Origin of the sequence: Streptococcus infantis, assembly GCF_047465185.1 — a bacterium.
Taxonomy (GTDB): Bacteria; Bacillota; Bacilli; order Lactobacillales; family Streptococcaceae; genus Streptococcus; species Streptococcus infantis_O.
In genome coordinates this window covers 325,330-349,754 of the sequence record NZ_JASHAJ010000002.1, presented here as the reverse complement: position 1 = coordinate 349,754, position 24,425 = coordinate 325,330, and the positions used below count along the sequence as shown (strand labels likewise).

The 24,425-nt window shown below is 40.7% G+C and carries 30 protein-coding genes; all 30 read left to right on the top strand.

The features are described 5' to 3' along the window. Positions 1-50: 50 nt before the first annotated feature. Positions 51-782, top strand: coding sequence for an ABC transporter ATP-binding protein (locus QM382_RS05210; protein ID WP_049494158.1), 732 nt, complete (start codon positions 51-53; stop codon positions 780-782). Continuing rightward, positions 779-1,828, top strand: coding sequence for an ABC transporter permease (locus QM382_RS05205; protein WP_414272670.1), 1,050 nt, complete (start codon positions 779-781; stop codon positions 1,826-1,828). Before QM382_RS05210 ends, QM382_RS05205 begins: the two co-directional genes overlap by 4 nt. Before the next feature lie 47 nt (positions 1,829-1,875). Beyond that, positions 1,876-2,670, top strand: a complete 795-nt coding sequence (gene ccrZ / locus QM382_RS05200; protein WP_024053516.1) for a cell cycle regulator CcrZ — start codon at positions 1,876-1,878, stop codon at positions 2,668-2,670. Next, entirely contained in the window at positions 2,667-3,302 is a 636-nt protein-coding gene (gene trmB, locus QM382_RS05195) for a tRNA (guanosine(46)-N7)-methyltransferase TrmB (RefSeq protein WP_414272669.1), read from the top strand. The genes ccrZ and trmB overlap by 4 nt, the downstream gene beginning before the upstream one ends. Before the next feature lie 127 nt (positions 3,303-3,429). Next, positions 3,430-3,909, top strand: coding sequence for a ribosome maturation factor RimP (gene rimP, locus QM382_RS05190; RefSeq protein WP_004251813.1), 480 nt, complete (start codon positions 3,430-3,432; stop codon positions 3,907-3,909). 41 nt (positions 3,910-3,950) lie between these two features. Then, on the top strand, positions 3,951-5,087 hold the full coding sequence (gene nusA / locus QM382_RS05185; RefSeq protein ID WP_004251816.1) for a transcription termination factor NusA: 1,137 nt from the start codon (positions 3,951-3,953) through the stop codon (positions 5,085-5,087). 21 nt (positions 5,088-5,108) lie between these two features. Continuing rightward, entirely contained in the window at positions 5,109-5,402 is a 294-nt protein-coding gene (gene rnpM / locus QM382_RS05180; RefSeq protein WP_004251817.1) for an RNase P modulator RnpM, read from the top strand. Further along, on the top strand, positions 5,395-5,694 hold the full coding sequence (locus QM382_RS05175; RefSeq protein ID WP_004251819.1) for a YlxQ-related RNA-binding protein: 300 nt from the start codon (positions 5,395-5,397) through the stop codon (positions 5,692-5,694). The genes rnpM and QM382_RS05175 overlap by 8 nt, the downstream gene beginning before the upstream one ends. Before the next feature lie 16 nt (positions 5,695-5,710). Next, positions 5,711-8,494, top strand: a complete 2,784-nt coding sequence (infB, locus tag QM382_RS05170; protein WP_414272668.1) for a translation initiation factor IF-2 — start codon at positions 5,711-5,713, stop codon at positions 8,492-8,494. A 166-nt stretch (positions 8,495-8,660) separates the two neighbouring features. Further along, complete coding sequence (rbfA, locus tag QM382_RS05165; RefSeq protein ID WP_004251823.1) at positions 8,661-9,011, top strand: 30S ribosome-binding factor RbfA; 351 nt, start codon at positions 8,661-8,663, stop codon at positions 9,009-9,011. Positions 9,012-9,164: 153 nt separating this feature from the next. Continuing rightward, the gene (locus QM382_RS05160; RefSeq protein WP_414272667.1) at positions 9,165-9,944 is read left to right on the top strand and encodes a hypothetical protein; all 780 of its coding nucleotides are present in this window, start codon (positions 9,165-9,167) and stop codon (positions 9,942-9,944) included. A gap of 101 nt (positions 9,945-10,045) precedes the next feature. Then, positions 10,046-10,279, top strand: coding sequence for a DUF1858 domain-containing protein (locus QM382_RS05155; RefSeq protein WP_000368732.1), 234 nt, complete (start codon positions 10,046-10,048; stop codon positions 10,277-10,279). Continuing rightward, the gene (locus QM382_RS05150) at positions 10,279-11,613 is read left to right on the top strand and encodes a DUF438 domain-containing protein (RefSeq protein WP_414272666.1); all 1,335 of its coding nucleotides are present in this window, start codon (positions 10,279-10,281) and stop codon (positions 11,611-11,613) included. The genes QM382_RS05155 and QM382_RS05150 overlap by 1 nt, the downstream gene beginning before the upstream one ends. A gap of 9 nt (positions 11,614-11,622) precedes the next feature. Beyond that, positions 11,623-11,877, top strand: coding sequence for a DUF1912 family protein (locus QM382_RS05145; protein WP_004251830.1), 255 nt, complete (start codon positions 11,623-11,625; stop codon positions 11,875-11,877). A gap of 235 nt (positions 11,878-12,112) precedes the next feature. Next, on the top strand, positions 12,113-12,403 hold the full coding sequence (locus tag QM382_RS05140) for a DUF4651 domain-containing protein (RefSeq protein WP_178895421.1): 291 nt from the start codon (positions 12,113-12,115) through the stop codon (positions 12,401-12,403). Then, the gene (locus tag QM382_RS05135) at positions 12,400-12,717 is read left to right on the top strand and encodes a thioredoxin family protein (protein ID WP_414272665.1); all 318 of its coding nucleotides are present in this window, start codon (positions 12,400-12,402) and stop codon (positions 12,715-12,717) included. Before QM382_RS05140 ends, QM382_RS05135 begins: the two co-directional genes overlap by 4 nt. A gap of 9 nt (positions 12,718-12,726) precedes the next feature. Further along, the gene (gene ytpR, locus QM382_RS05130; protein ID WP_004251839.1) at positions 12,727-13,353 is read left to right on the top strand and encodes a YtpR family tRNA-binding protein; all 627 of its coding nucleotides are present in this window, start codon (positions 12,727-12,729) and stop codon (positions 13,351-13,353) included. A 41-nt stretch (positions 13,354-13,394) separates the two neighbouring features. Then, positions 13,395-14,156 carry an SDR family NAD(P)-dependent oxidoreductase gene (locus tag QM382_RS05125; RefSeq protein WP_414272664.1) on the top strand — a complete coding sequence of 254 codons (762 nt, stop codon included), beginning with the start codon at positions 13,395-13,397 and terminating at the stop codon, positions 14,154-14,156. Positions 14,157-14,231: 75 nt separating this feature from the next. Beyond that, entirely contained in the window at positions 14,232-14,627 is a 396-nt protein-coding gene (locus QM382_RS05120) for a single-stranded DNA-binding protein (protein ID WP_004251844.1), read from the top strand. 189 nt (positions 14,628-14,816) lie between these two features. Beyond that, positions 14,817-15,800: a substrate-binding domain-containing protein gene (locus QM382_RS05115; protein WP_414272663.1), complete on the top strand. Its 984-nt coding sequence runs from the start codon at positions 14,817-14,819 to the stop codon at positions 15,798-15,800. After that, a complete protein-coding gene (locus QM382_RS05110) occupies positions 15,800-17,101 on the top strand; it encodes a sensor histidine kinase (RefSeq protein ID WP_414272662.1) in 1,302 nt (433 codons plus the stop codon). Before QM382_RS05115 ends, QM382_RS05110 begins: the two co-directional genes overlap by 1 nt. Before the next feature lie 21 nt (positions 17,102-17,122). Continuing rightward, the gene (locus QM382_RS05105) at positions 17,123-17,806 is read left to right on the top strand and encodes a response regulator transcription factor (RefSeq protein WP_025173290.1); all 684 of its coding nucleotides are present in this window, start codon (positions 17,123-17,125) and stop codon (positions 17,804-17,806) included. Beyond that, on the top strand, positions 17,803-19,101 hold the full coding sequence (locus tag QM382_RS05100) for an ABC transporter substrate-binding protein (RefSeq protein WP_414256216.1): 1,299 nt from the start codon (positions 17,803-17,805) through the stop codon (positions 19,099-19,101). The genes QM382_RS05105 and QM382_RS05100 overlap by 4 nt, the downstream gene beginning before the upstream one ends. Before the next feature lie 138 nt (positions 19,102-19,239). Then, positions 19,240-19,677: a PTS sugar transporter subunit IIA gene (locus QM382_RS05095; RefSeq protein ID WP_414256215.1), complete on the top strand. Its 438-nt coding sequence runs from the start codon at positions 19,240-19,242 to the stop codon at positions 19,675-19,677. A gap of 14 nt (positions 19,678-19,691) precedes the next feature. Continuing rightward, positions 19,692-20,186: a PTS system mannose/fructose/N-acetylgalactosamine-transporter subunit IIB gene (locus tag QM382_RS05090; protein ID WP_195183841.1), complete on the top strand. Its 495-nt coding sequence runs from the start codon at positions 19,692-19,694 to the stop codon at positions 20,184-20,186. A 57-nt stretch (positions 20,187-20,243) separates the two neighbouring features. Further along, the gene (locus QM382_RS05085; protein ID WP_006151610.1) at positions 20,244-21,086 is read left to right on the top strand and encodes a PTS mannose/fructose/sorbose/N-acetylgalactosamine transporter subunit IIC; all 843 of its coding nucleotides are present in this window, start codon (positions 20,244-20,246) and stop codon (positions 21,084-21,086) included. Next, a complete protein-coding gene (locus QM382_RS05080; protein ID WP_029689583.1) occupies positions 21,070-21,924 on the top strand; it encodes a PTS system mannose/fructose/sorbose family transporter subunit IID in 855 nt (284 codons plus the stop codon). Before QM382_RS05085 ends, QM382_RS05080 begins: the two co-directional genes overlap by 17 nt. A gap of 101 nt (positions 21,925-22,025) precedes the next feature. Then, entirely contained in the window at positions 22,026-22,319 is a 294-nt protein-coding gene (locus QM382_RS05075) for a DUF202 domain-containing protein (RefSeq protein ID WP_195183842.1), read from the top strand. A gap of 136 nt (positions 22,320-22,455) precedes the next feature. Further along, positions 22,456-22,740, top strand: coding sequence for a co-chaperone GroES (gene groES, locus QM382_RS05070; protein WP_049494252.1), 285 nt, complete (start codon positions 22,456-22,458; stop codon positions 22,738-22,740). A 15-nt stretch (positions 22,741-22,755) separates the two neighbouring features. After that, complete coding sequence (gene groL, locus QM382_RS05065; RefSeq protein WP_414272661.1) at positions 22,756-24,375, top strand: chaperonin GroEL; 1,620 nt, start codon at positions 22,756-22,758, stop codon at positions 24,373-24,375. Positions 24,376-24,425 lie beyond the last annotated feature (50 nt).

Genomic DNA, 24,425 nt, shown 5'->3' with positions numbered 1-24,425 from the left:
TATTGAATTTTGATATAATATAGCTACATTATACCAGATTCGGAGAAAATATGTTAGAAATTAAAAATCTGACAGGAGGCTATGTTCATGTCCCTGTCTTGAAAGATGTGTCCTTTACAGTTGAGAGCGGACAGTTGGTAGGTTTGATAGGTTTGAATGGTGCAGGGAAATCAACGACTATCAATGAGATTATTGGTCTTTTGACGCCATATAGTGGGGAGATTAAGATTGACGGATTGACTCTAGGAGAGGATGCTACGAGCTATCGCAAGAAAATTGGTTATATCCCTGAAACTCCTAGCTTGTATGAAGAATTGACTCTCAGAGAGCATATTGAGACGGTTGCCATGGCTTATGGTATTGAGCAAAATCTAGCTTTTGAACGTGTAGAACCGCTTTTGAAAATGTTCCGTTTGGATCAGAAATTGGATTGGTTTCCAGTTCATTTTTCCAAAGGGATGAAGCAAAAGGTTATGATTATCTGTGCCTTTGTCGTGGATCCTAGTCTCTTTATCGTAGACGAACCTTTCCTTGGTCTTGATCCTTTGGCGATTTCAGATTTGATTCAACTTTTAGAAGCGGAAAAGAAAAAAGGAAAGTCTATCCTTATGAGTACCCACGTTCTTGATTCTGCTGAAAAGATGTGTGACTCTTTTGTCATTCTTCACAAAGGTCAAGTAAGAGCCAAAGGAAATCTCCAACAGCTCCGAGAAGCCTTTGATATGCCAGAAGCAAGCCTCAATGATATCTATTTGGCTCTGACCAAAGAGGAGGAGTTATGAAGGACTTGTTTTTAAAACGAAAGCAGGAATTTCGCAAGGAATGCTTGGGCTATCTCCGTTATGTGCTCAATGACCATTTTGTCTTATTTTTGTTGGTGTTGTTAGGATTTTTGGCCTACCAGTACAACCAGTTGCTCCAACATTTTCCTGAGAATCATTTCCCAATCCTAATTTTGATTGGGATGATATCTATTTTACTTTTGCTTTGGGGTGGTATTGCGACCTATCTAGAAGTGCCTGACAAACTATTTCTTTTAGTTGCTGAAGAAGAAGTGAGAGAACACATCCAGAAGCAGAGTCTGATTTCTTTCATCTTTTGGGTCAGTGTACAGACTCTCTTTTTGCTCCTGTTTGCGCCTTTATTCTTAGCCATGGGTCTTGGTTTGCCGTTTTTTGGAGTCTATCTCCTTGTCTTGGGGATAGTAAAATATGTGATTTTTCGCCAAAAGTCTAGCAACTTTTTCCTTGGAAATGGACTTGACTGGGATTATGTAATTGCACAAGAAAGTAAACGTAAGCAGTTTTTGCTTCGATTCTTTGCCCTCTTTACACAGGTCAAGGGGATTTCAAATAGTGTTAAGCGCCGAGCTTATCTGGACTTTATTCTCAAGGGAGTTCAGAAAGTACCAGGGAAAATCTGGCAGAACCTCTATCTTCGTTCCTATCTGAGAAATGGAGATTTATTCGCCCTTAGTCTGCGGCTCATAATCCTATCTTTGGCCGCTCTCATCTTCATTGAGCAATCTTGGATTGCAGTCGCAATTGTAATTTTATTCAATTATCTTTTGTTATTCCAACTTCTAGCCCTCTATCATGCCTTTGACTATCAATATTTGACGCAATTATTCCCAGTAGGTAAGGGGCAAAAAGAGAAAGGCTTGAAGGAAATTTTGAGAGCGATTGGGGTCTTTGTATTAATCTTGGAAAGTCTCATAGGATTGCTTGTTTTTAAGGACAAAATTCTTGTTCTAGCACTTGTGGGAGCAAGTCTTGTCTTGCAATTTCTTTATTTGCCGTATCAACTGAGAAGATTGGTTGACGAATAGCATAAAAATTAGTAGAATAATAAGGAAACTTTATTCGGAGGAAAGAAATGGACTTGGGTGATATTGAGCTAACGCTAACCCCGATATCTGGGAAGAGCGGAAAAGCTTATATGGGAAGTTATCCTGATGGAAAACGTGTTTTTATAAAAATGAATACTTCTCCAATCCTGCCTGGTTTAGCTAGAGAGCAAATTGCACCACAATTGCTCTGGAGCCGTCGTTTACCAGACGGCCGTGATATGTCCGCTCAGGAATGGTTGACAGGAAAAATTTTGACGCCAAGTGATATGAACCGTAAGCAAATTATCGATATTTTGACACGTTTACACTGTTCACGTCCCTTAATGACCCAGTTGACACGATTGGGATATGCAATGGAAACACCTTCGGATTTACTTCAGTCATGGGTAAACAAGGCTCCGGATGCTTTAAAAAACAACCAGTATCTACGTATGGTTTTAGGTGATTTGCGTGAGAATCTTCCTGGCTTTAGAGAAGACTATGCAACCATAGTCCATGGGGATGTTCGTCATAGCAACTGGTTTGAGACAGAGAGTGGCTTGATTTATTTAGTAGATTGGGATTCTGTTCGCTTGACTGATCGTATGTTTGATGTGGCCTATCTGCTCTGTCACTATATTCCAGAGTATCAGTGGCAAGAATGGCTAGCTAATTATGGCTATAAGTATAATCAAACTGTCTTGAATAAGTTATATTGGTATGCTCAACTGTCATTTTTGAGCCTCATTACCAAATACTATGAAAATCAAGATTTGGATAATGTAAATCGGGAAATCTATGCTTTGCGTAGCTTCCGAGATAAGTATGGAAAGAAAAAATGAGAGTTAGAAATCGTAAAGGGGCAACAGAACTGTTAGAGGCTAATCCGCAGTATGTTGTTTTAAATCCCACAGAGGCTAAAGGGAAGTGGCGAGATTTGTTTGGCAATGACAATCCAATCCATGTAGAGGTTGGTAGCGGCAAAGGTGCTTTCGTAACAGGAATGGCCAAACAAAATCCTGGTATCAACTATATCGGGATTGATATTCAGAAGTCTGTATTAAGCTATGCTTTAGACAAGGTCTTAGAAGTTGGAGTTCCCAACATCAAACTTCTATGGGTTGATGGTTCAGAATTGACCAATTATTTTGAAGATGGTGAAATTGATCGCTTGTATTTGAATTTCTCGGATCCATGGCCTAAAAAACGCCATGAGAAGCGTCGTTTGACTTATAAGAGCTTCTTGGATACTTTCAAACGAATCTTGCCTGAACACGGTGAAATTCATTTCAAGACAGATAATCGTGGCTTGTTTGAATATAGCTTAGTGAGCTTTTCACAATATGGCATGAAACTCAATGGTGTTTGGTTAGATTTACATGCCAGCGACTTTGAAGGAAATGTCATGACTGAGTATGAGCAAAAGTTTTCAAGCAAGGGTCAAGTCATTTACAGAGTTGAAGCAGAATTTTAAGAAAAAGCTTGAAGTCAGGCTACTTGAGTGCTTATGCTTTACATTATTACTAAAAAGTGCTATACTTAATAACAAGAATATAAGAAAGAGAGGCGGGGAGATATCTTCGCCTCTTGCTTATGAGGAGGTGGACGCAATCGCAACTATCGTTGAATTAGTCAGAGAAGTCGTAGAACCTGTTATTGAAGCTCCTTTTGAACTCGTAGATATCGAGTACGGAAAGATTGGCAGTGACATGATTCTTAGTATTTTTGTAGACAAGCCTGAAGGAATCACCTTGAATGATACGGCAGACTTGACTGAAATTATCAGTCCTGTCCTGGATACTATCAAGCCGGATCCCTTCCCAGAACAATATTTCCTAGAAATTACAAGTCCAGGATTGGAGCGCCCTTTGAAAACCAAGGAAGCAGTCGCTGGAGCTGTTGGGAAATACATCCATGTCGGGCTCTACCAAGCCATCGACAAGCAAAAGGTTTTTGAAGGAACCTTGTTGTCCTTTGAAGAGGATGAGTTGACCATGGAATATATGGATAAAACTCGCAAGAAAACAGTCCAAATTCCATATAACTTGGTATCAAAAGCACGTTTAGCAGTAAAATTATAGAAAGAAAGGATAGCTTTTGAGAATTCAAAAGTAAAAAGAACATGAGTAAAGAAATGCTAGAGGCCTTCCGCATTTTGGAAGAAGACAAGGGAATCAAGAAAGAAGATATCATAGACGCAGTAGTAGAATCACTTCGTTCTGCTTACCGTAGACGCTATGGTCAATCAGATAGTGTAGCTATTGATTTCAACGAAAAGACAGGTGACTTTACTGTCTATACTGTCCGTGAAGTTGTTGATGAAGTATTTGATAGCCGTTTGGAAATCAGTTTAAAAGATGCCCTTGCTATTAATTCAGCCTATGAGCTTGGTGACAAAATCAAATTTGAAGAAGCACCAGGAGAGTTTGGTCGTGTAGCAGCCCAATCTGCTAAACAAACAATCATGGAAAAAATGCGTAAGCAAACACGTGCCATTACCTACAATACATACAAAGAGCATGAACAAGAAATCATGTCAGGTACAGTAGAACGTTTTGACAACCGTTTCATTTATGTCAACCTTGGCAGCATTGAAGCCCAATTGTCAAAACAAGACCAAATTCCTGGAGAAGTGTTTGCTTCTCATGATCGTATCGAAGTTTATGTCTACAAGGTTGAAGATAATCCTCGTGGAGTAAACGTCTTTGTTAGCCGTAGCCATCCAGAAATGATCAAACGTTTGATGGAGCAAGAAATTCCTGAAGTATATGATGGAACTGTTGAAATCATGAGCGTAGCCCGTGAAGCAGGTGACCGTACTAAAGTTGCTGTTCGCAGTCACAATCCTAACGTGGATGCTATCGGAACAATCGTTGGACGTGGTGGTGCAAACATCAAGAAAATCACTAGCAAATTCCACCCAGCTCGCTACGATGCTAAGAGCGACCGCATGATTCCTGTAGAAGAAAACATCGACGTTATCGAGTGGGTAGCGGATCCAGCTGAGTTTATCTACAATGCCATTGCTCCTGCCGAAGTTGACCAAGTTATCTTTGATGAAAATGACAGCAAACGTGCCTTAGTCGTTGTGCCAGATAACAAACTATCTCTTGCTATCGGTCGTCGTGGACAAAATGTTCGCTTGGCAGCTCACTTGACTGGATACCGTATCGATATCAAGTCTGCAAGTGAATTTGAAGCTATGGAAGAAGCAGGTCAAGTGGATTACGCTGAAACAGACGAATTGACTGAAGAATAAGATCTGCAAGAGGAGGGAAAGATGAAAACAAGAAAAATCCCTTTGCGCAAGTCTGTTGTTTCCAACGATGTGATTGACAAGCGAGATTTACTTCGTATTGTCAAGAATAAAGAAGGTGAGGTCTTTATCGACCCGACAGGCAAGGCTAATGGCCGGGGCGCTTATATCAAGCTAGACAATGCAGAAGCCCTAGAGGCTAAAAAGAAAAAAGTCTTTAACCGTAGCTTTAATATGGAAGTTGAAGAAAGCTTTTATGACGAGTTGATCGCCTATGTTGATCACAAAGTAAAAAGAAGAGAGTTAGGACTTGAATAAGCAAAAAGTAAGTAATCTCTTGGGATTGGCCCAGCGAGCAGGGAAAATCATCTCGGGTGAAGAAATGGTTGTCAAAGCCATTCAAGACCGGAAAGTTAAATTGGTATTTCTAGCTCATGATGCTAGCCCAAATCTAACCAAGAAGATTCAGGATAAAAGCCACTATTATCAAGTAGAAGTTATTACCGTGTTTTCAACACTGGAATTAAGCATAGCAGTCGGAAAATCGAGAAAGGTTCTGGCTGTGACAGATGCTGGATTTACAAAGAAAATGAGGTCTCTTATGGAATAGAAGAGGAGGACATGATTTGTCTAAGAAAAGATTGTACGAAATCGCAAAAGAACTTGGAAAAGAAAGTAAGGAAGTTGTAGCGCGTGCAAAAGAGTTGGGCTTGGAGGTAAAGAGCCACTCGTCAAGCGTTGAAGCAGATGCTGCTGAAAAAATTATAGCTAGCTTTAAGCCTGCTGCTCCTAAGGCAGAGGCAAAACCTGCAGCGGCAAAAGCAAGTGTAGAAAAGAAAGTTGAAAAGCCTGCATCAGCTAAACCAGTTGTTGCTAAGGAAGAAAGCAAACCAGCTACACCTGCAGCTTCTAAGGAAGAAAAAGTTGTAGCTGCAAGACCACAGAGTCGAAACTTTAAGGCGGAACGTGAAGCGCGTGCCAAAGAGCAAGCGGAACGACGCAAGCAAAACAAGGATAACAACCGCGATCAACAACAAAACGGTAACCGTCAAAAGAACGATAACCGTAATGGTGGGAAACCTGGTCAAGGGAACCGTGACAATCGTCGTTTTAACGACCAAGGGAAGAAACCACAAGGCCAAGGAAATCGTGGCAATGATTATCGCCAACAAGCTGATAATCGTCCTAACCAAGCTGGTCCTCGTATTGACTTTAAAGCTCGAGCAGCAGCTCTGAAGGCTGAGCAAAATGCAGAATACGCACGCTCAAGCGAGGAACGCTTCAAACAGTCTCAAGTTGCCAAAGAAGCCTTGACTCAAGCTAACAAACGCAAGGAGCCAGAAGAAATCTTTGAGGAAGCTGCTAAACTAGCTGAACAAACTCAGCCTGTAGTTGAAGTAGCTCCTGTAGCCAAAGAGGCTGTAGTGGATACACGTCGTAAAAAGCAAGCTCGACCAGACAAAGATCGTGATGATTATGATCATGAGGAAGATGGTCCTAGAAAACAACAAAAGAATCGAAGTAGTCAGAATCAAGTGAGAAATCAAAGAAATAGTAACTGGAATAACAATAAGAAAAATAAAAAAGGCAATAAACAAAATAACCGTAATCAGGCTCCAAAACCTATTACAGAGCGTAAATTCCATGAATTGCCAACAGAATTTGAATATACAGATGGTATGACTGTTGCGGAAATCGCAAAACGTATCAAACGTGAACCAGCTGAGATTGTTAAGAAACTATTTATGATGGGCGTTATGGCCACTCAAAACCAATCTTTGGATGGAGAAACAATCGAACTCCTCATGGTTGATTATGGAATTGAAGCTAAACAAAAGGTAGAAGTGGACAATGCGGATATCGAACGTTTCTTCGTAGAAGATGGATATCTAAATGAAGACAAGTTGGTTGAACGTCCACCAGTTGTAACTATCATGGGACACGTTGACCATGGTAAAACAACCCTTTTGGATACCCTACGTAATTCTCGTGTCGCTACAGGAGAAGCAGGTGGTATCACTCAGCATATTGGTGCCTACCAGATTGAGGAAAATGGCAAGAAGATTACCTTCCTTGATACACCAGGACACGCGGCCTTTACTTCTATGCGTGCACGTGGTGCCTCTGTTACCGATATTACGATCTTGGTCGTAGCGGCAGATGACGGGGTTATGCCTCAAACTATCGAAGCCATCAACCACTCAAAAGCAGCTAATGTTCCAATCATCGTGGCTATTAACAAGATTGATAAGCCAGGTGCAAACCCAGAACGCGTTATCGGCGAATTGGCTGAACACGGTGTTATGTCAACAGCTTGGGGTGGAGATTCTGAGTTTGTAGAAATCTCAGCTAAATTCAACCAAAATATCGATGAACTCTTGGAAACGGTACTTCTTGTAGCTGAAATCCAAGAACTCAAAGCAGATCCAACAGTTCGTGCCATTGGTACTGTTATCGAAGCCCGTTTGGATAAAGGAAAAGGTGCGGTCGCAACCCTTCTTGTTCAACAAGGTACTTTGAATGTTCAAGACCCAATCGTTGTAGGTAATACATTTGGACGTGTCCGTGCTATGACCAATGACCTTGGACGTCGTGTGAAGGTTGCTGGACCATCAACACCAGTATCCATTACAGGTTTGAACGAAGCACCGATGGCGGGTGATCACTTTGCCGTTTATGAAGATGAAAAATCTGCTCGTGCAGCTGGTGAAGAACGTGCCAAACGTGCTCTTATGAAGCAACGTCAAGCTACACAACGTGTTAGCCTTGAAAACCTCTTTGATACCCTTAAAGCTGGTGAACTCAAGTCTGTTAATGTCATCATCAAAGCCGACGTACAAGGTTCGGTTGAAGCCCTTTCTGCCTCACTACAAAAGATTGATGTGGAAGGTGTAAAAGTTACCATCGTCCACTCAGCAGTTGGTGCCATCAACGAATCTGACGTGACTCTTGCTGAAGCTTCAAATGCCTTTATCGTTGGTTTCAACGTACGTCCTACACCACAAGCTCGCCAACAAGCAGAAGCAGACGATGTAGAAATCCGTCTCCACAGCATTATCTACAAGGTTATCGAAGAGATGGAAGAAGCCATGAAAGGTATGCTTGATCCAGAATTTGAAGAAAAAGTTATCGGTGAAGCAATTATCCGTGAAACCTTCAAAGTGTCTAAAGTCGGAACAATCGGTGGATTTATGGTTACTAGCGGTAAAGTTACCCGTGACTCTAAAGTCCGTGTTATTCGTGACGGTGTCGTTATTTACGATGGTGAACTTGCAAGCTTGAAACACTATAAAGATGACGTCAAAGAAGTTACAAACGGCCGTGAAGGTGGTCTCATGATTGATGGCTACAATGATATCAAGATGGATGATGTGATTGAAGCCTATGTCATGGAAGAAATTAAACGCTAATAGAGAAACGATAGCTCATTTGACTCGTTGTCAACAGCGCCTTGATGAACCCTTAGTTCTATCTAAGGCTTGTTTCCTAGATTCAAATGGCTCTAGTTCCTCTATCTTCTAGAAATAGCTAGGTCTGCTGGCCTAGCTTTTGATTCAATAGAGAGGAAGGAATAGCATGGGAAATCATTTCCGTACGGATCGTGTAGGCATGGAAATCAAGCGTGAAGTTAATGAGATTTTACAAAAGAAAGTCCGTGATCCTCGTGTCCAAGGAGTGACCATCACAGATGTTCAGATGCTAGGTGACTTGTCTGTAGCTAAGGTTTACTACACCATTTTGAGTAATCTTGCTTCAGATAATCAAAAGGCCCAAATTGGCCTTGAAAAAGCAACCGGAACTATCAAACGTGAGCTTGGTCACAATTTGAAATTGTATAAAATTCCAGACTTGACCTTCGTCAAAGACGAATCCATCGAGTATGGAAACAAGATTGACGAAATGTTACGCAATCTGGATAAGAAATAAGAAAGAGGGGTAACCCTCTTTTTTGTTTAGAAGAAGGAGGGTATTCTAGGCTTAAAGGCTAATCAGAAAGAAAAAATAAGTTCTTAAAATTTCTTTTATGGAGCAAATGTGATATGATATAGTTCAAATTGAAAGAAAAAGAGAAGAAACTAGATGTCTAAACAAGATTTAGCTATGCAAGTATTGCAACAAGTCGTGAAACTCCCTGTTGTTAAAGTTGATCGTTCAAAATTTTTAGTAGATAAATTTTCCAAACTATTAGACCCAAAAGATATTCCTCGATTACTAGAAGAGGGACCAACAGCCTTGTTATCCCAGGATATTTTAGATAAAGTTGCCGATTCTTGTATTAAGGATAATGTTCTATTGGCGAGTGGAACTTCTGTTCTTGCAGGTATTCCTGGTGGTCTAGCCCTTGCAATCACCATTCCAACTGATGTTGCTCAGTTTTATGCTTTCTCCTTAAAACTAGCGCAAGAATTGGGATATATTTATGGCTATGATGATCTTTGGGCTTCACGAAATGAATTGAGTGAAGAAGCCAAAAATACGCTCTTGCTCTATCTCGGGGTCATGCTTGGGGTCAATAGTGCTGGAGCCCTCCTTCGAGCTGGGGGAGTATCAGTTGCTAAACATGTCATGAAGACAGTTCCCCAGAAGGCTTTGGCTAAGACTTTGTGGTATCCCATTTTAGAAAAAGTTTTGAAAATTTTTGGGGTGAATCTGACAAAGGGAGGCTTTGCAAAAGGAATGGGCAAATTTATCCCAATCCTAGGAGGTGTCGTTTCAGGTGGTTTAACCTATACGACTATGAAACCTATGGGTAAAAGTTTGCAAAGAGAATTATCCAAACTAGTCAATTATAGTGAAGCTCAGTATCAAAGAGATGTAGAAACGATTCGAAAAGAAGCAGAAATCATCGAAGCAGAGTAATGGGAAGAAACTAGTAGGCTTGTACTGCTAGTTTTTTTATCCTAGCCCTTGTGGTATAATAAAAAAAGAAAATCTAGTGTGAAAACAGAATGGAGGTTCTCATGGACAATATAATCGATGTATCAATTCCCGTTGCGGAAGTGGTGGATAAACATCCAGAAGTTTTAGATATTTTGGTTGAGCTTGGTTTTAAACCTCTTGCAAATCCCTTGATGCGTAATACTGTAGGGCGAAAAGTTTCGCTCAAACAAGGCTCAAAGCTTGAAGGGACTCCTATGGATAAGATTGTGCGTACGCTTGAAGCAAATGGTTACGAAGTGATCGGGTTAGACTAATGACAGATGAACGTATTCATATCCTGCGGGATATTTTATTAGAATTGCATAATGGAGCCTCTCCAGAGTCCGTTCAGGAACGCTTTGATACGACCTTTACTGGTGTATCAGCTATCGAGATTTCTCTTATGGAGCATGAGTTGATGAACTCTGACTCAGGCGTTACCTTTGAAGATGTCATGGAGCTATGTGATGTGCATGCTAATCTCTTTAAAAATGCTGTTAAAGGCGTAGAAGTTGAGGATACCGAGCATCCTGGTCACCCTGTGCGAGTCTTTAAGGATGAAAATCTAGCTCTCCGAGCTGCTTTGATTCGGGTCCGTAGATTGCTCTCGACTTATGAATCTGTGGACGATGAGGAGATGCTGGTAGAAATGCGCAAAGGCTTGGTACGTCAGATGGGGCTTGTTGGTCAATTTGATATCCACTACCAGCGCAAGGAAGAGCTCTTCTTTCCTATCATGGAACGTTATGGCCATGATTCACCTCCCAAAGTTATGTGGGGAGTGGATGATCAGATTAGGGATCTCTTTCAAACAGCCTTAGTAGCAACTAAGTCGCTCCCAGAAGTGACAATTTCCGCTGTAAAGGAAGTTTTTGAAGCGTTTGCGACAGAGTTTGAGAGTATGATTTTTAAGGAGGAATCAATCCTTCTCATGATTCTGCTTGAATCCTTTACCCAGGATGACTGGATTCAGATTGCTGAGGAAAGTGATGCCTATGGATATGCTATTATCCGTCCGTCTGAGAAATGGGTTCCTGAACGTCAAAGTTTTGTTGAGGAAAAAAGTGTAGAAGAACCAACTCAGCCAGAAACTGTAGATGGGCAAGTTCAGCAAGTGATCGATACACCAGAAGGTCAGTTTATAATCACCTTTACACCAAAGGAAAAGGAAACGGTGCTAGATCGCAATAGCCAGCAGGCTTTTGGCAATGGCTATCTCTCAGTTGAACAGGCGAATCTTATCCTTAATCATTTGCCGATGGAGATTACCTTTGTTAATAAGGATGATATTTTCCAGTATTATAATGACAATACTCCAGCGGATGAAATGATTTTCAAGCGGACACCGTCTCAAGTTGGACGTAATGTCGAACTATGTCATCCACCAAAATATTTGGAGAAGGTCAAAGCCATTATGCAAGGTCTTCGTGAAGGGAAAAAAGACAAGTACGAGATGTGGTTCAAGTCAGAATCACGTGGAAAGTTTGTCCATGTCACCTACGCTGCAGTACATGATGAAAACGGGGAATTTCAAGGTGTGTTGGAGTATGTTCAGGACATCCAACCCTACCGTGAGATTGATACAGACTTTTTCCGTGGATTAGAATAAGGAGAAAAAATGAGTTACGAGCAAGAATTTATGAAGGAATTTGAAGCCTGGGTTAATACCCAGATTATGATCAATGATATGGCTCTTAAGGAAAGTCAAAAGGTTTATGAAGAAGATCAAGATGAGCGCGCTAAAGATGCCATGATTCGCTACGAGAGTCGCTTGGATGCCTACCAGTTCTTACTAGGTAAATTTGAAAACTTCAAGGCAGGCAAGGGATTCCATGATTTACCAGAAGGTTTGTTTGGTGAGAGAAATTATTAATTTTTAGAAATTAGAAAGGAGGCTGGGACAAAAGTCCTAGCCTCTCAATTGTCTTTGGATTGTCGAGCAAGACGCAGTGGTTGAGTGGGCTCTACTACGCTGATTTCATCAGCTTTTACAGCCCTACTCAACTGTGCGGAGGTGGGACAACGAAATCGAATTCTATCGAATTACCGATTTCTGTCCCACTCTCTTTTTCATTGTTCCTTGAGCCTTTTTGTGTTACAATGTTAGCATGAAAACGAAAAATATTATTAAAACAGGTTTAGTAGTGGCAGGGCTTGGAGCACTTGCCTTTGGTGCTAAGAAAGTAGCTGATGATCACAAACTTATGAAGACACAGGAAGAGTTAACTGCTATTGTGCGTGACTATTTCTCAGAAATGGGTGAGATTGGGACTCTCTATGTCCAAGTATACGAAAGTAGCCTAGAACGTCTTGTTGGTGGTGTCATTTTTGAAGATGGTCGTCACTATACCTTTGTCTATGAAGATGAAGATCTCATCTACGAGGAGGAAGCCTTATGATTTCTCCTAAAAATATAGAAGAATTAGCAAATCTAGTAGAGCAGGATGGCAAGAAGGTCTTCCTTTTTGTTGCGGATTGGTGTGGCGATTGCCGTTATATCTATCCTTCCTTGCCAGAGATTGAAGAGGCAAATCCAGAGTTCACTTTTATACGGGTAGACCGTGATGAGTACATGGAACTTGCTAAACTTTGGGATGTATACGGGATTCCAAGTCTTGTTGTTTTAGACAAGGACAAGGAAATTGGACGTTTTGTCAATCGTGACCGTAAAACCAAGGGGCAAATCAATGACTTTTTAGCAAGTTTGAAATAGGAGAAAAGAATGATTTTTACATACAATAAAGAATATGTCGGCGATGTCCTTATGGTCATCGTGAAAAACAGTGGTGACGCCAAGCTAGATGCTGAGCGTAAAGGCAATATTGCCCGTGTTTTTCTAAAGGAAACTGGTGAAACTGTCGCTTGGAACATTTTTGAAGTTTCTAGCATGTTTGAGATCGCTGAGCGCGGGCAAGTCTTTTTAACTGACGACCAAGTAACTCGTTTGAACCAAGAATTGCAGGCTCAAGGGTTTACTGAAGAAATCATTAACGACAAGGAACCAAAATTTGTGGTTGGTGAGATTGTAGAAATGGTTGCACATCCAGATAGTGACCACTTGAATATCTGTCAAGTTGCTGTTGGGAATGACAAAACAGTACAAATCGTGGCAGGTGCTCCCAATGCACGTGTCGGTTTGAAAACCATTGTTGCTCTTCCTGGAGCCATGATGCCAAAAGGCAATCTCATTTTCCCAGGGGAACTTCGTGGGGAAAAGAGTTTTGGGATGATGTGTAGTCCTCGTGAACTTGCCTTGCCAAATGCTCCCCAAAAACGTGGTGTCATTGAATTATCAGAAGACCAAGTTGTAGGAACTCCATTCGATCCGGCTAAACACTGGACAGCTTAATTGGTAACAGTTATCTATGCTGTTCGCTGGAGGGAAATAAGATGGCAAAAAATGTAGTGATTACAGGTGCAACATCAGGTATCGGTGAAGCTATTGCGCGTGCTTATCTAGAAAAAGGTGAGAATATCGTTCTCACAGGTCGCCGAACAGAAAGACTCAAAGCTCTAAAAACAGAGTTCGCAGAAGCCTTTCCAAATCAAAAAATCTGGACCTTTTCGCTAGATGTAACAGACATGACAATGGTTAAAACGGTTTGTTCAGAAATTTTAGAAACTGTAGGTCAGTTTGATATTTTAGTCAATAATGCTGGACTGGCTCTCGGCTTAGCACCTTATCAGGAATATGAAGAGTTGGATATGTTGACCATGCTGGATACCAATGTCAAGGGCTTAATGGCGGTTACGCGTTGCCTCTTACCTTCCATGGTAGCAGTTAATCAAGGGCATATTATCAATATGGGATCTACTGCAGGTATTTACGCCTATGCTGGTGCAGCAGTCTATTCAGCAACCAAGGCTGCAGTTAAAACTTTTTCAGACGGGCTTCGGATTGACACCATTGCGACAGATATCAAGGTGACCACTATTCAGCCAGGAATTGTAGAGACTGATTTTTCAAAAGTCCGTTTCCATGGAGATGAGGCACGGGCTGCGACTGTTTACCAGGGGCTTGAAGCCTTACAGGCACAAGATATCGCTGATGCAGTGGTTTATGTGACCAGTCAACCTCGTCGTGTGCAAATCACAGATATGACCATCATGGCTAATCAACAAGCAACTGGGTTTATGATTCATCGAGATTAATATTATTTTTAAAAAAGTTACAAATCTTGTAACTTTTTTTGATTTCCTTCGAATAGATAAGTAGGAGGATGAAAAATGTATAATAAAGTGATTATGATTGGACGCTTGACGTCTACACCCGAATTGCACAAAACCAACAATGATAAGTCTGTAGCTCGTGCGACGATTGCTATTAACCGTCGTTTTAAGGACCAAAATGGGGAACGTGAAGCGGACTTCATCAATATTGTTGTCTGGGGGAAATTGGCTGAAACCTTGGCTAGCTACGCGACTAAAGGCAGTCTCATTTCTATCGATGGGGAACTTCGTACCCGTAAGTTCGAGAAGAATGGTCAGACCAACTACGTGACCGAAGTTCTTGCTACAGGATTTCAACTTTTGGAAAGTCGCGCCCAACGTGCTATGCGTGAAAATAATGCTGGTCAAGACTTAGCAGATCTGGTTTTGGAAGAGGAGGAACTTCCCTTCTAGGATTGATTATAGAAAAAGCTGGTTCGTTTATAGACCAGCTTTTTCTATTGTTTCTAGTTTTATTGTTCGGAAATTACTTCTTAAAATAGGTCAAATAAATGTACTTGTACAATAAAATCAAGCATTTTTTTTGAAAAAGTAGTAGAATAAAGTATTATATATTCAGAGTTTTCAGAAAAGGAATGAAATTTGAAGGAAAATAAAGAGAGAAAAGAATTGTTGAAATGGTTGATAAAACGGATATTACTGCTGATTCCAGTGGCCTGTCTTCTCTTGTGGGTCTATACAGTTTGTCAAACGACTAGTATGAATGAAAAGACTAAGATTGGTGTCACCTATATGACCATGAATAATGAGTTCTATAAAAGTATTCATTCGGAAATTAGTCGAATTGCTGACGAGAGGGGAGCTCTGGTTTATGTCCGAGATCCAGAATTGGACGAAGAAAGACAGTGCCAACAAATCGATGATTTTTGCGCTCAAAAAGTCAATGTGATTGTGATTAATCCGGTCAAGGGGGATAGTCAACTGATTTTAAGGGCTCTTGAAAAAGCTAGAAAACAAGGGATTAAGATTATTGCAGTAGATACTCAGTTGAAGAATTTTAAACCTGATGCTAGTATTGTATCCGATAACTACCAAGCAGGAGTATTGATTGCGAAAGAGCTGATGAAACGCTCTTCTAGTGCTCGAATACTCCTCTTGGAGCATAAAGGAACAATTTCAGCAGATACACGGATTCAGGGATTTAAGGATACTATCGAAGGACACGAATCTTATCAGATTGTCTCGGAACTAGAAACTAAGGGACAGACAGAAATTGCGATGCCAACTGTACGCAACTTCTTGCAACTAGAATTTAAAATCGATACCTTGGTTGCCTTAAATGACCGTTCAGCTATAGGAGCTTTAGCTGCTATTAAGGAGAAAGGAATTAGCTACCCCATTGCGATTTATGGAATTGATGGTTCACCAGATATGAAATCTTTATTGCATTCAACAGATGATGTTGTGGGAACAGTTGCTCAGTCTCCTTTGCAGATGGGAGATCGCGTGATGGAAGTCATCCAGGATATTGTTGATGGGAAGAGCTACTCTGAAGAAGTAACCATTCCAGTTCAAATGATGACAAAGGAAAACATCGAACGATTCGATGTGAATGGGTGGCAGTGATGAGAAAATTTAGAGGTGTGCGATACAGTTTGACCCTCCTGATGATCGTGAATTTTATTGCAGTCATGCTCAATAGTATTATCTATCTTCAAGCAACCAACTATATCATCGTCCAACGACAAGCTTCTTTGTTAGTAGAACGCTTAGAGCGTATTCCTTTTGCGCCTTCTCTGACCTTTTGGTTGTCTGCGCTCTTATTTGCTGGGATTGCCTTGATATCGATGGCTCGTTATCGTCCTCAAACGAGCCGATGGTCTATCTTTGATAAACGAAATATTCTAGAGATTCTCCTGATGTTGCTCTTGATGTGGGTTCAAAATATAGCTTATAATGGGATTATTCTCTTGGTTTTTGCGGATATTTTCTATGGTTCTAAAGAGTTGAATACTAAACGAGACCGCAAGTATTGGTTTGCGTTTATACTAGTGAGTTTCCTGATGCTTCTTGTGACCAACTCAGACGTCTTTTCACTTTTCTTTCCGATTCCGTCCTTGGATACGTATATTCAGTTTTATCCGTCCTCCCTCCGAATTTTGGCCTTTTTTCTGAAGAATTCTCTCTATGCCTCAAATTTGGTGTTCTTCATTATTTCGCTTTTGTTTTATATTATGAATGTCCTTGCGGAGAACCACGAAGTGGAAGAGGAATTGGCCATGGTATCCAAAGTTAATACGGAGTTGAACAACTATATGGCCTTATCTGAGAAAATTGCAGAGGATCGGGAGCGTAAGCGGATTGCTCGTGAGATTCACGATACCTTGGGGCATGCATTAACAGGAATCTCAGCTGGTTTAGATGCAGTTGGAGTCTTGATTGATATCGATCCTAATCGGGCAAAAGAACAGGTGAAAAATGTGTCAGAAGTCGTCCGCGAAGGGATTCAAGATGTGAGAGGCTCTCTCAATCGCCTTCGGCCAGGAGCTCTTGAGGGACGAACTCTCAAATATGCGTTAGAAAAGATGATTCATGAGTATCAGAATCTTTCAAATCTACAGGTTGATTTAATCTATGAATGGGTTGATGTCGATATGGACGTCATGATTGAAGATACGATTTTTCGTGTGATTCAAGAGTCTATGACCAATGCGGTTCGTCACGGCCATGCTAGTCTAATGGAACTTCATTTTTTTGAGGATGAAGCAGATTACATAATAGAGTTGCAGGACAATGGAGTTGGGTTTGAAACCTTGACCTATGGATATGGGCTCAAGCAGATGATGGAGCGTATTTCTATCCTAGGAGGACAACTTCAATTTGAAAGTCGCGATGGATTTTTTACACGAGTCAGTTTACCGAAATAAAAAGAAGGGAGATAAGAGATGGTGATAAAAGTAATGGTGGCAGATGACCAGTCTTTGATTCGAGAATCTCTGAAAATTATTTTGTCAGCTCACTCCGATATCGAAGTGGTAGCAACAGTAGAAGATGGGAATCATGTCTTGTCGAGCATCCCACAAACTCATCCTGATTTAATTTTGATGGATATTCGGATGCCAGGTATGGATGGAGTTTTGGCTACAAAAGAAGTAAAAGAGCATTATCCGGATATCAAAATTATTATTTTAACGACCTTTGATGATGATGAATTTATCTATAGTGCGCTCAAATATGGTGCTTCAGGATATCTCTTAAAAGGGACCTCGACAGACGAGCTCTACGAAGCTATTAAGGTGGTGTATCAGGGTGGAGCTATGATTAACCCTAATATCGCTAGCAAAGTCTTTCAAATTTTTTCACAGATGGCTAAATCCAACTTTTCTATTACTGTGGATGAAGATAATGTCAAAGATTTAAGCACTACGGAATGGCGAATTATTCAAGAAATTGGTTATGGTGAGTCTAACAAAGAAATTGCGGCCAAACTTTTCTTGTCAGAAGGAACCGTGCGCAATTACTTATCAACGATTTTGGCAAAATTAAACCTAAGAGATCGAACACAATTAGCGATTTGGTCAGTCCAAACAGGAGTGACCAGACGCGATTTTTCAAAAGGGAATACGGAATGAAATTAAAGCGAAAGCATCTTTATTTTGGGATTGGGCTCCTTATTATGCTCTGTGTAAGTGCGGGGGTTTATGGGTGGAAACGGCAACCAACCGTACTTCATATAGGAGTTTATGCAGGTTCTAGTTGGGATGTACCAACCAGTCAACGTTCACATGCTTTGGATCGAGCAATTGAAAAATTTGAAAAGTCCCATCCCAATGTCCGTGTGGAGTATGAAAATGGAATTCCACAGTCTGAATATTCAAACTGGCTCTCAGAAAAAATTGTTTCAGGAAAGACACCGGATGTCTTTATGGTCTCTGAACAAGATATTTCTTTATTGGCAGCGCGTGGCGTTTTAGAAAATTTGAATGGTTATATGAGTCAAAAAGATCAAGCTACTTTTTATACCGCTGCATTTGAATCCTGTGTCTATCAGGAACAACCCTATGCCTTACCTTACGAAAGCAATCCTATTTTAATGTGTGTCAATAAAGATTTGCTGGATAAGGAAGGTATTGAGGTTCCCAAAGAAGGTTGGAGCTTGGAAGAGTTCTATACAATTTGTAAAAAACTAACCAAAGATACCAATGGAGATGGTCAATTGGATCAGTTTGGAAGTACAGAATATACATGGAAAGAAGCTTTGGCAGCAAATGGGGGTAGTCTCTTTCAAGGTGGAGTGCTCAAACTTACGGCTCCAGAAGTCAAAGAATCTTTGACTTTTTTACAAAAATTGGAAGAACTGAATAAGAACTATAAGGTGAGTTCCAAAGATTTTGACCAGGGGAAAGTTGCGTTTTATCCCATGACCTTGGCCCAATATAGGACTTATAAACCTTATCCCTATCATGTTTCCAAATATTCAAACTTCACCTGGACCTGTATTCCTATGCCTGCTAAGTCAAAAACCACCAAGGCGACCTTGGTTACGACGACTTCTTTTGCCATGTCTGCTCGGACTCCTCATTCAAAGTTGGCTTGGGAGTTGATGCAAGTGTTGACAGAGGATCCAGAAATCCAACAAACTCTTTTTGCTGAATCTCAAGGGATTTCTGTCATGCCTGATGTAGTCAAGAGTCGTTCTAGTAAAGATCTTCTGCAAGTGGATGATTTTGGGGTAGATTCCTTAACCAATCAGACCTTGAACCGGATTATGGAACAAGCTGTTGAAAGTAGTCCAAAAAATGTCTCAAAAGAGGTGTTAGAAAAGCTAGACTACTTGATTGGCAATGCCTTGCGCGATCAAGATGTTGAGAACCGCTTGCCGCAAATTCAAAGGGAGATTGAAAGTAGTCTTCAGGTAGAATTTTAAGAAAAAAAGATGACATTGTATCAAGTGACAGATGTCATTTTTTTATTGCTAAATGTCATGTTTATAATGTGACATTTGACAATGTAAAAACGTTTTCAAATAATCTACAATAGAGTCAAATAAAGGAGGCGTAGTAAAATGAAATACCTCATTTTAGTCAGTCATGGAGGATTGGCAGAAGGCCTAAAAACATCATTAGCTATGTTTGCTGGTGATAAGATGAATCAAGTCATCGCAGTTGGACTCAAAGAAGGAAAGTCGGTCGATGATTTTGCAGTTGATTTTAGAGAAAGCATTTCAGAATTGACAGCAGATGATTCTGTACTGGTCTTGGCAGATATTGTAGGCGGTAGTCCACTAACCACAGCAGCAACTGTCCTAGAAGAAGTTGGGAAGCTAGATGAAGCTTTGATCCTTGGTGGAATGAACCTTACCATGGCTTTAACAGCAGTAGTGATGAAGGATGTGTTGGATGGAGACGATTTGTCAGCTACCATCTTATCAGAAGCACAATCTGCACTACAGCCTTTTGAAGTTTCAGCCACCAGTGCTGAAGAAGATGATGACGATATTTAATAGGGAGGTACCTTATGGTAGTAACATTTGTACGGATTGATGACCGCATGATTCACGGTCAAACAGTCACACGCTGGGCAAAGGAAAAACCATGTGATGGTTTGATTGCCGTAAACGATGCAGCAGCGTCAAACAAGGTTTTAATCCAGGCATACAAGGGTGCATCAGACAAGAAAACCTTTGTATGGACAAAAGAAGCCTTTAAAGAAAAGTCAGCAAAAGTAACGGAATCTGACAGTCGGTACTTCTTGATTACCAAAAACCCAATCGATATGAAGGAAATTTTGGTGGATCAAGGTTTTGTCCCAGGAGATGTTAAAGAAATCATCGTTGGCCCTGCAAATGATCGTCCTGGTGCAGTGAAATTGGGCAATAACCAATCCATCACTCAGGAAGAAGCAGAAGCCTTCCAAGCTATTCAAGCAACAGGATATAAGGTTAAATTCCAATTGTTGCCGGATGTCTCAATTGGTTACTGGGATGATTTCAAATCTAAATTTGGTTTTTAAACCTAACAGTTTTATTAGTTAGGTAAATAAATTTACAAACAAAAAGGAGCGTTTGTTATGACAATTTCATGGATTCAAGCAATCTTGCTTGCAGTTTTCGCCAGCTTGTCTTCAATGCCTGGTATGGGTGGTTCCAGTATCGGTAACTATACACTCGGTCGTCCCTTGATTGGTGGGTTGATCTCAGGTTTAATTCTTGGAGATGTGACAACCGGTATTATGGTCGGGGTTGCCCTTCAAGTAGTTTATATCGCCTTGGTAACACCTGGTGGAACCGTATCTGCCGACGTTCGTGCAATCTCTTATATCGGTGTTCCTCTTGCTATCTTGTTTGTGCATGCAAATCACATCACAGACGAAGCTGGAATTGCAGCAGCTGCAGCTCCAATCGGTGCAGCCGTTGGGACAATCGGTACTGTTCTTTTCTACGGTACAGCTACAATGAACTTGCTTTGGCAACATATTGGTTGGAAAGCCGTTGAAGAAGGAAACTTCAAAAAACTCTACGCAGTTGACTGGGTTTATCCTTGGATTTCTCACTTCCTCTTCTCTTTCCTTCCAACTATGATTATCACCAAATATGGTGAAAACATGGTTGATTTGATGAAACTTTACCTTCCTATGGATGGTTTCTGGATGAAAGCCCTCTTTACAGTTGGAGCCCTTCTCCCATGTGTCGGTATTGCTATCTTGTTGAAACAAATTGTTACAAAAGCAACTGACTTCATTCCATTCTTTGTTGGATTTACCTTGGCTAAATCTCTAGGATTGAACTTGGTAGCTAGTGCTGTTGTTTCATTAATCTTTGCAGTAATCTACTATGAACTTGAAGTGATTAAATCTATGAAAGCAGCTCCGGCTGGAGTGGTGTACGTAGACGATGATGAGGAGGATATTTAAGATGGCTGATAGAAAGAAAATTTCAAAGAAAACATTAGCAAAAGCATTTCATCATTGGTATTATGGCCATTTGACTTGTTTCTCTCAAGAACACATGCAAACCTTCGGGTACTTAACTTCAATGCTTCCAATTGTAGAAGAGATGTATGATACAAAAGAAGAACAAAAAGATGCCATGCAAACCTATACCGCCTTTTTCAATACTGAACCGCAACTTGGATCCCTTGTTGTAGGGATTACAGCTGGTTTGGAAGAAGCGCGTGCAAATGGAGATGCAGTAGATGGTGAAACCATCAATGGGATGCGTGCCGGTTTGATGGGACCAATCGCTGGTATTGGTGACTCTTTGATCGTTGGTACCTTGATTCCAGTTCTTTTGGGGATTGCACTTGGTCTTTCAAAAGGTGGTAACGTCGCTGGTGCTATCTTCTACATCGTTGTGTGGAATTTCCTAGTCTACTTTGGTATGCGCTTTGCCTTCTTTAAAGGGTATCAATTAGGGGATAAAGCCGTTGAATTTCTTGTAGGACCAAAAGGACAAGCTCTTCGTAAAGCGATCAGCGTTGTTGGTGGTATGGTTATTGGTGCCGTAGCAGCGACTTGGGTCTCTGTTACAACAGCACTCGAATTCAAAAATGCTAACGGAGAAGCCTTCCTTAAAATTCAAGAAAAGATTGATGGTGTTTATCCAGGTCTCTTGACAGCAACCTTCATCACTATTTGCTGGTGGTTGATGTCTAAGAAAAAAGTTTCACCAAACAAAGTCATGTTAATTCTAGTTGTTGTTGCCTTAATTGGTGTTGCTCTAGGTATCTTTGACCCACATCTTAATTACTAAGGTCGAGAGAACCCCATATTTACTAGTAAAAATTTTGAGAATGAAGTAAACTAATCTCCTTCTCTTACACTTCATTCTCAATTTTTATCAGGAGGATTTTCATGGTTACAAAACAAGAACTTGTTAATGGATATGAAACAGAAATTAAGTATCAACGCCACATGCTTGAAAATTTGGGTCGTTGGTTCAGTTTGCTCTTTATCACTGCTAGTATTGGTGTGGTATTGATTTATCTTTTTCATAAAACCTTCCTCCCACTCTTAATTTTCGGAATTTTACTTGCCTTGGTTGGAATCTTGGGTATGGTGGTTTTTGGATATGGTATCTACCGCGGTCGGATCAATCTCCAAAAGGTTATCGATGATTTCAATCAAAAGTTGACGATTCTCAATTAATATTAAAGGAACATCTCTTTCATTTTTGAGGTGTTTTTTTCTTGACTATTTCTGACTAAGTGATACAATAGAACTATGGTTTAGCACTCGTATACAAAGAGTGCTAATAATATGATTATCTTATGGAGGAAAGCAGATGTTGAAACCATTAGGAGACCGCGTGGTCTTGAAAATTGAAGAAAAAGAACAAACAGTTGGTGGCTTTGTCCTTGCAGGATCAGCCCAAGAAAAAACAAAAACAGCTAAAGTAGTAGCTATTGGACAAGGTGTTCGCACCTTGAGTGGTGAACTTGTTGCTCCAAGTGTAAAAGTTGGAGATCAAGTTTTAGTTGAAGCTCATGTAGGTATTGATGTCAAAGATGGTGATGAAAAATATATCATCGTGGGTGAAGCTAATATTTTAGCAATCGTTGAAGAATAATAGGAGGAAGTAAGTATGTCAAAAGAAATTAAATTTTCATCTGATGCACGTTCAGCAATGGTCCGTGGGGTTGATATCCTAGCTGATACAGTTAAAGTAACCTTAGGCCCTAAAGGACGTAATGTCGTTCTTGAAAAATCATTTGGTTCACCATTGATTACCAATGATGGTGTAACAATCGCTAAAGAAATCGAACTAGAAGACCACTTTGAAAATATGGGTGCCAAATTGGTATCAGAAGTAGCTTCTAAAACTAACGATATTGCTGGTGACGGGACAACTACTGCAACTGTCTTGACCCAAGCCATCGTTCGTGAAGGGATCAAAAATGTTACGGCTGGCGCAAACCCAATCGGTATCCGTCGTGGGATTGAAACTGCGGTTGCTGCAGCTGTTGAAGCCTTGAAGAATAATGCCATTCCTGTTGCTAACAAAGAAGCTATCGCTCAGGTCGCTGCAGTATCCTCTCGCTCTGAAAAAGTTGGTGAATACATCTCTGAAGCCATGGAAAAAGTTGGTAAAGACGGAGTTATCACTATTGAAGAATCACGTGGTATGGAAACAGAACTTGAAGTCGTAGAAGGAATGCAATTTGACCGTGGTTACCTCTCACAATACATGGTTACTGATAATGAAAAAATGGTTGCAGACCTTGAAAATCCATACATTTTAATCACTGACAAGAGGATTTCAAATATCCAAGAAATCTTGCCACTTCTAGAAAGTATTCTTCAAAGTAGCCGTCCGCTCTTGATTATTGCAGATGATGTTGATGGTGAAGCACTGCCAACCCTTGTTTTGAACAAGATTCGTGGGACTTTCAACGTAGTTGCTGTTAAGGCTCCTGGTTTCGGTGACCGTCGCAAAGCTATGCTCGAAGACATTGCTATCTTGACAGGCGGAACTGTTATCACAGAAGATCTTGGTCTTGAATTGAAAGATGCTACTATTGAAGCGCTTGGTCAAGCAGCGAGAGTAACTGTAGATAAAGATAGCACTGTTATTGTAGAAGGTGCGGGGAATCCTGAAGCAATTGCTAACCGTGTCGCTGTTATCAAGTCTCAAATTGAAACAACAACTTCAGAATTTGATCGTGAAAAACTTCAAGAACGCTTGGCTAAATTGTCAGGTGGAGTAGCTGTTATCAAGGTTGGTGCAGCAACTGAAACTGAGTTGAAAGAAATGAAACTTCGCATCGAAGATGCTCTTAACGCGACTCGTGCAGCTGTTGAAGAAGGTATCGTTGCAGGTGGTGGTACTGCCTTAGTGAATGTCATTCCAGCTGTTGAAGCTTTAGAATTGACAGGTGATGAAGCAACAGGACGTAGCATTGTTCTTCGTGCCTTGGAAGAACCAGTTCGCCAAATTGCCTACAATGCAGGCTATGAAGGTTCAATCGTTATCGATCGATTGAAACATGCAGAGCTTGGAACAGGTTTCAATGCTGCAACAGGTGAATGGGTCAATATGATTGAAGCGGGAATCATCGATCCTGTTAAGGTTAGCCGTTCAGCCCTTCAAAACGCAGCTTCAGTAGCAAGTCTCATCTTGACAACTGAAGCAGTTGTGGCTAACAAACCAGAACCTGTAGCACCAGCTCCAGCTATGGATCCTTCAATGATGGGTGGTTACTAATAAATAAAAACAGGTAGAAATCATAATTTCTACCTGTTTCTTTTTTATAT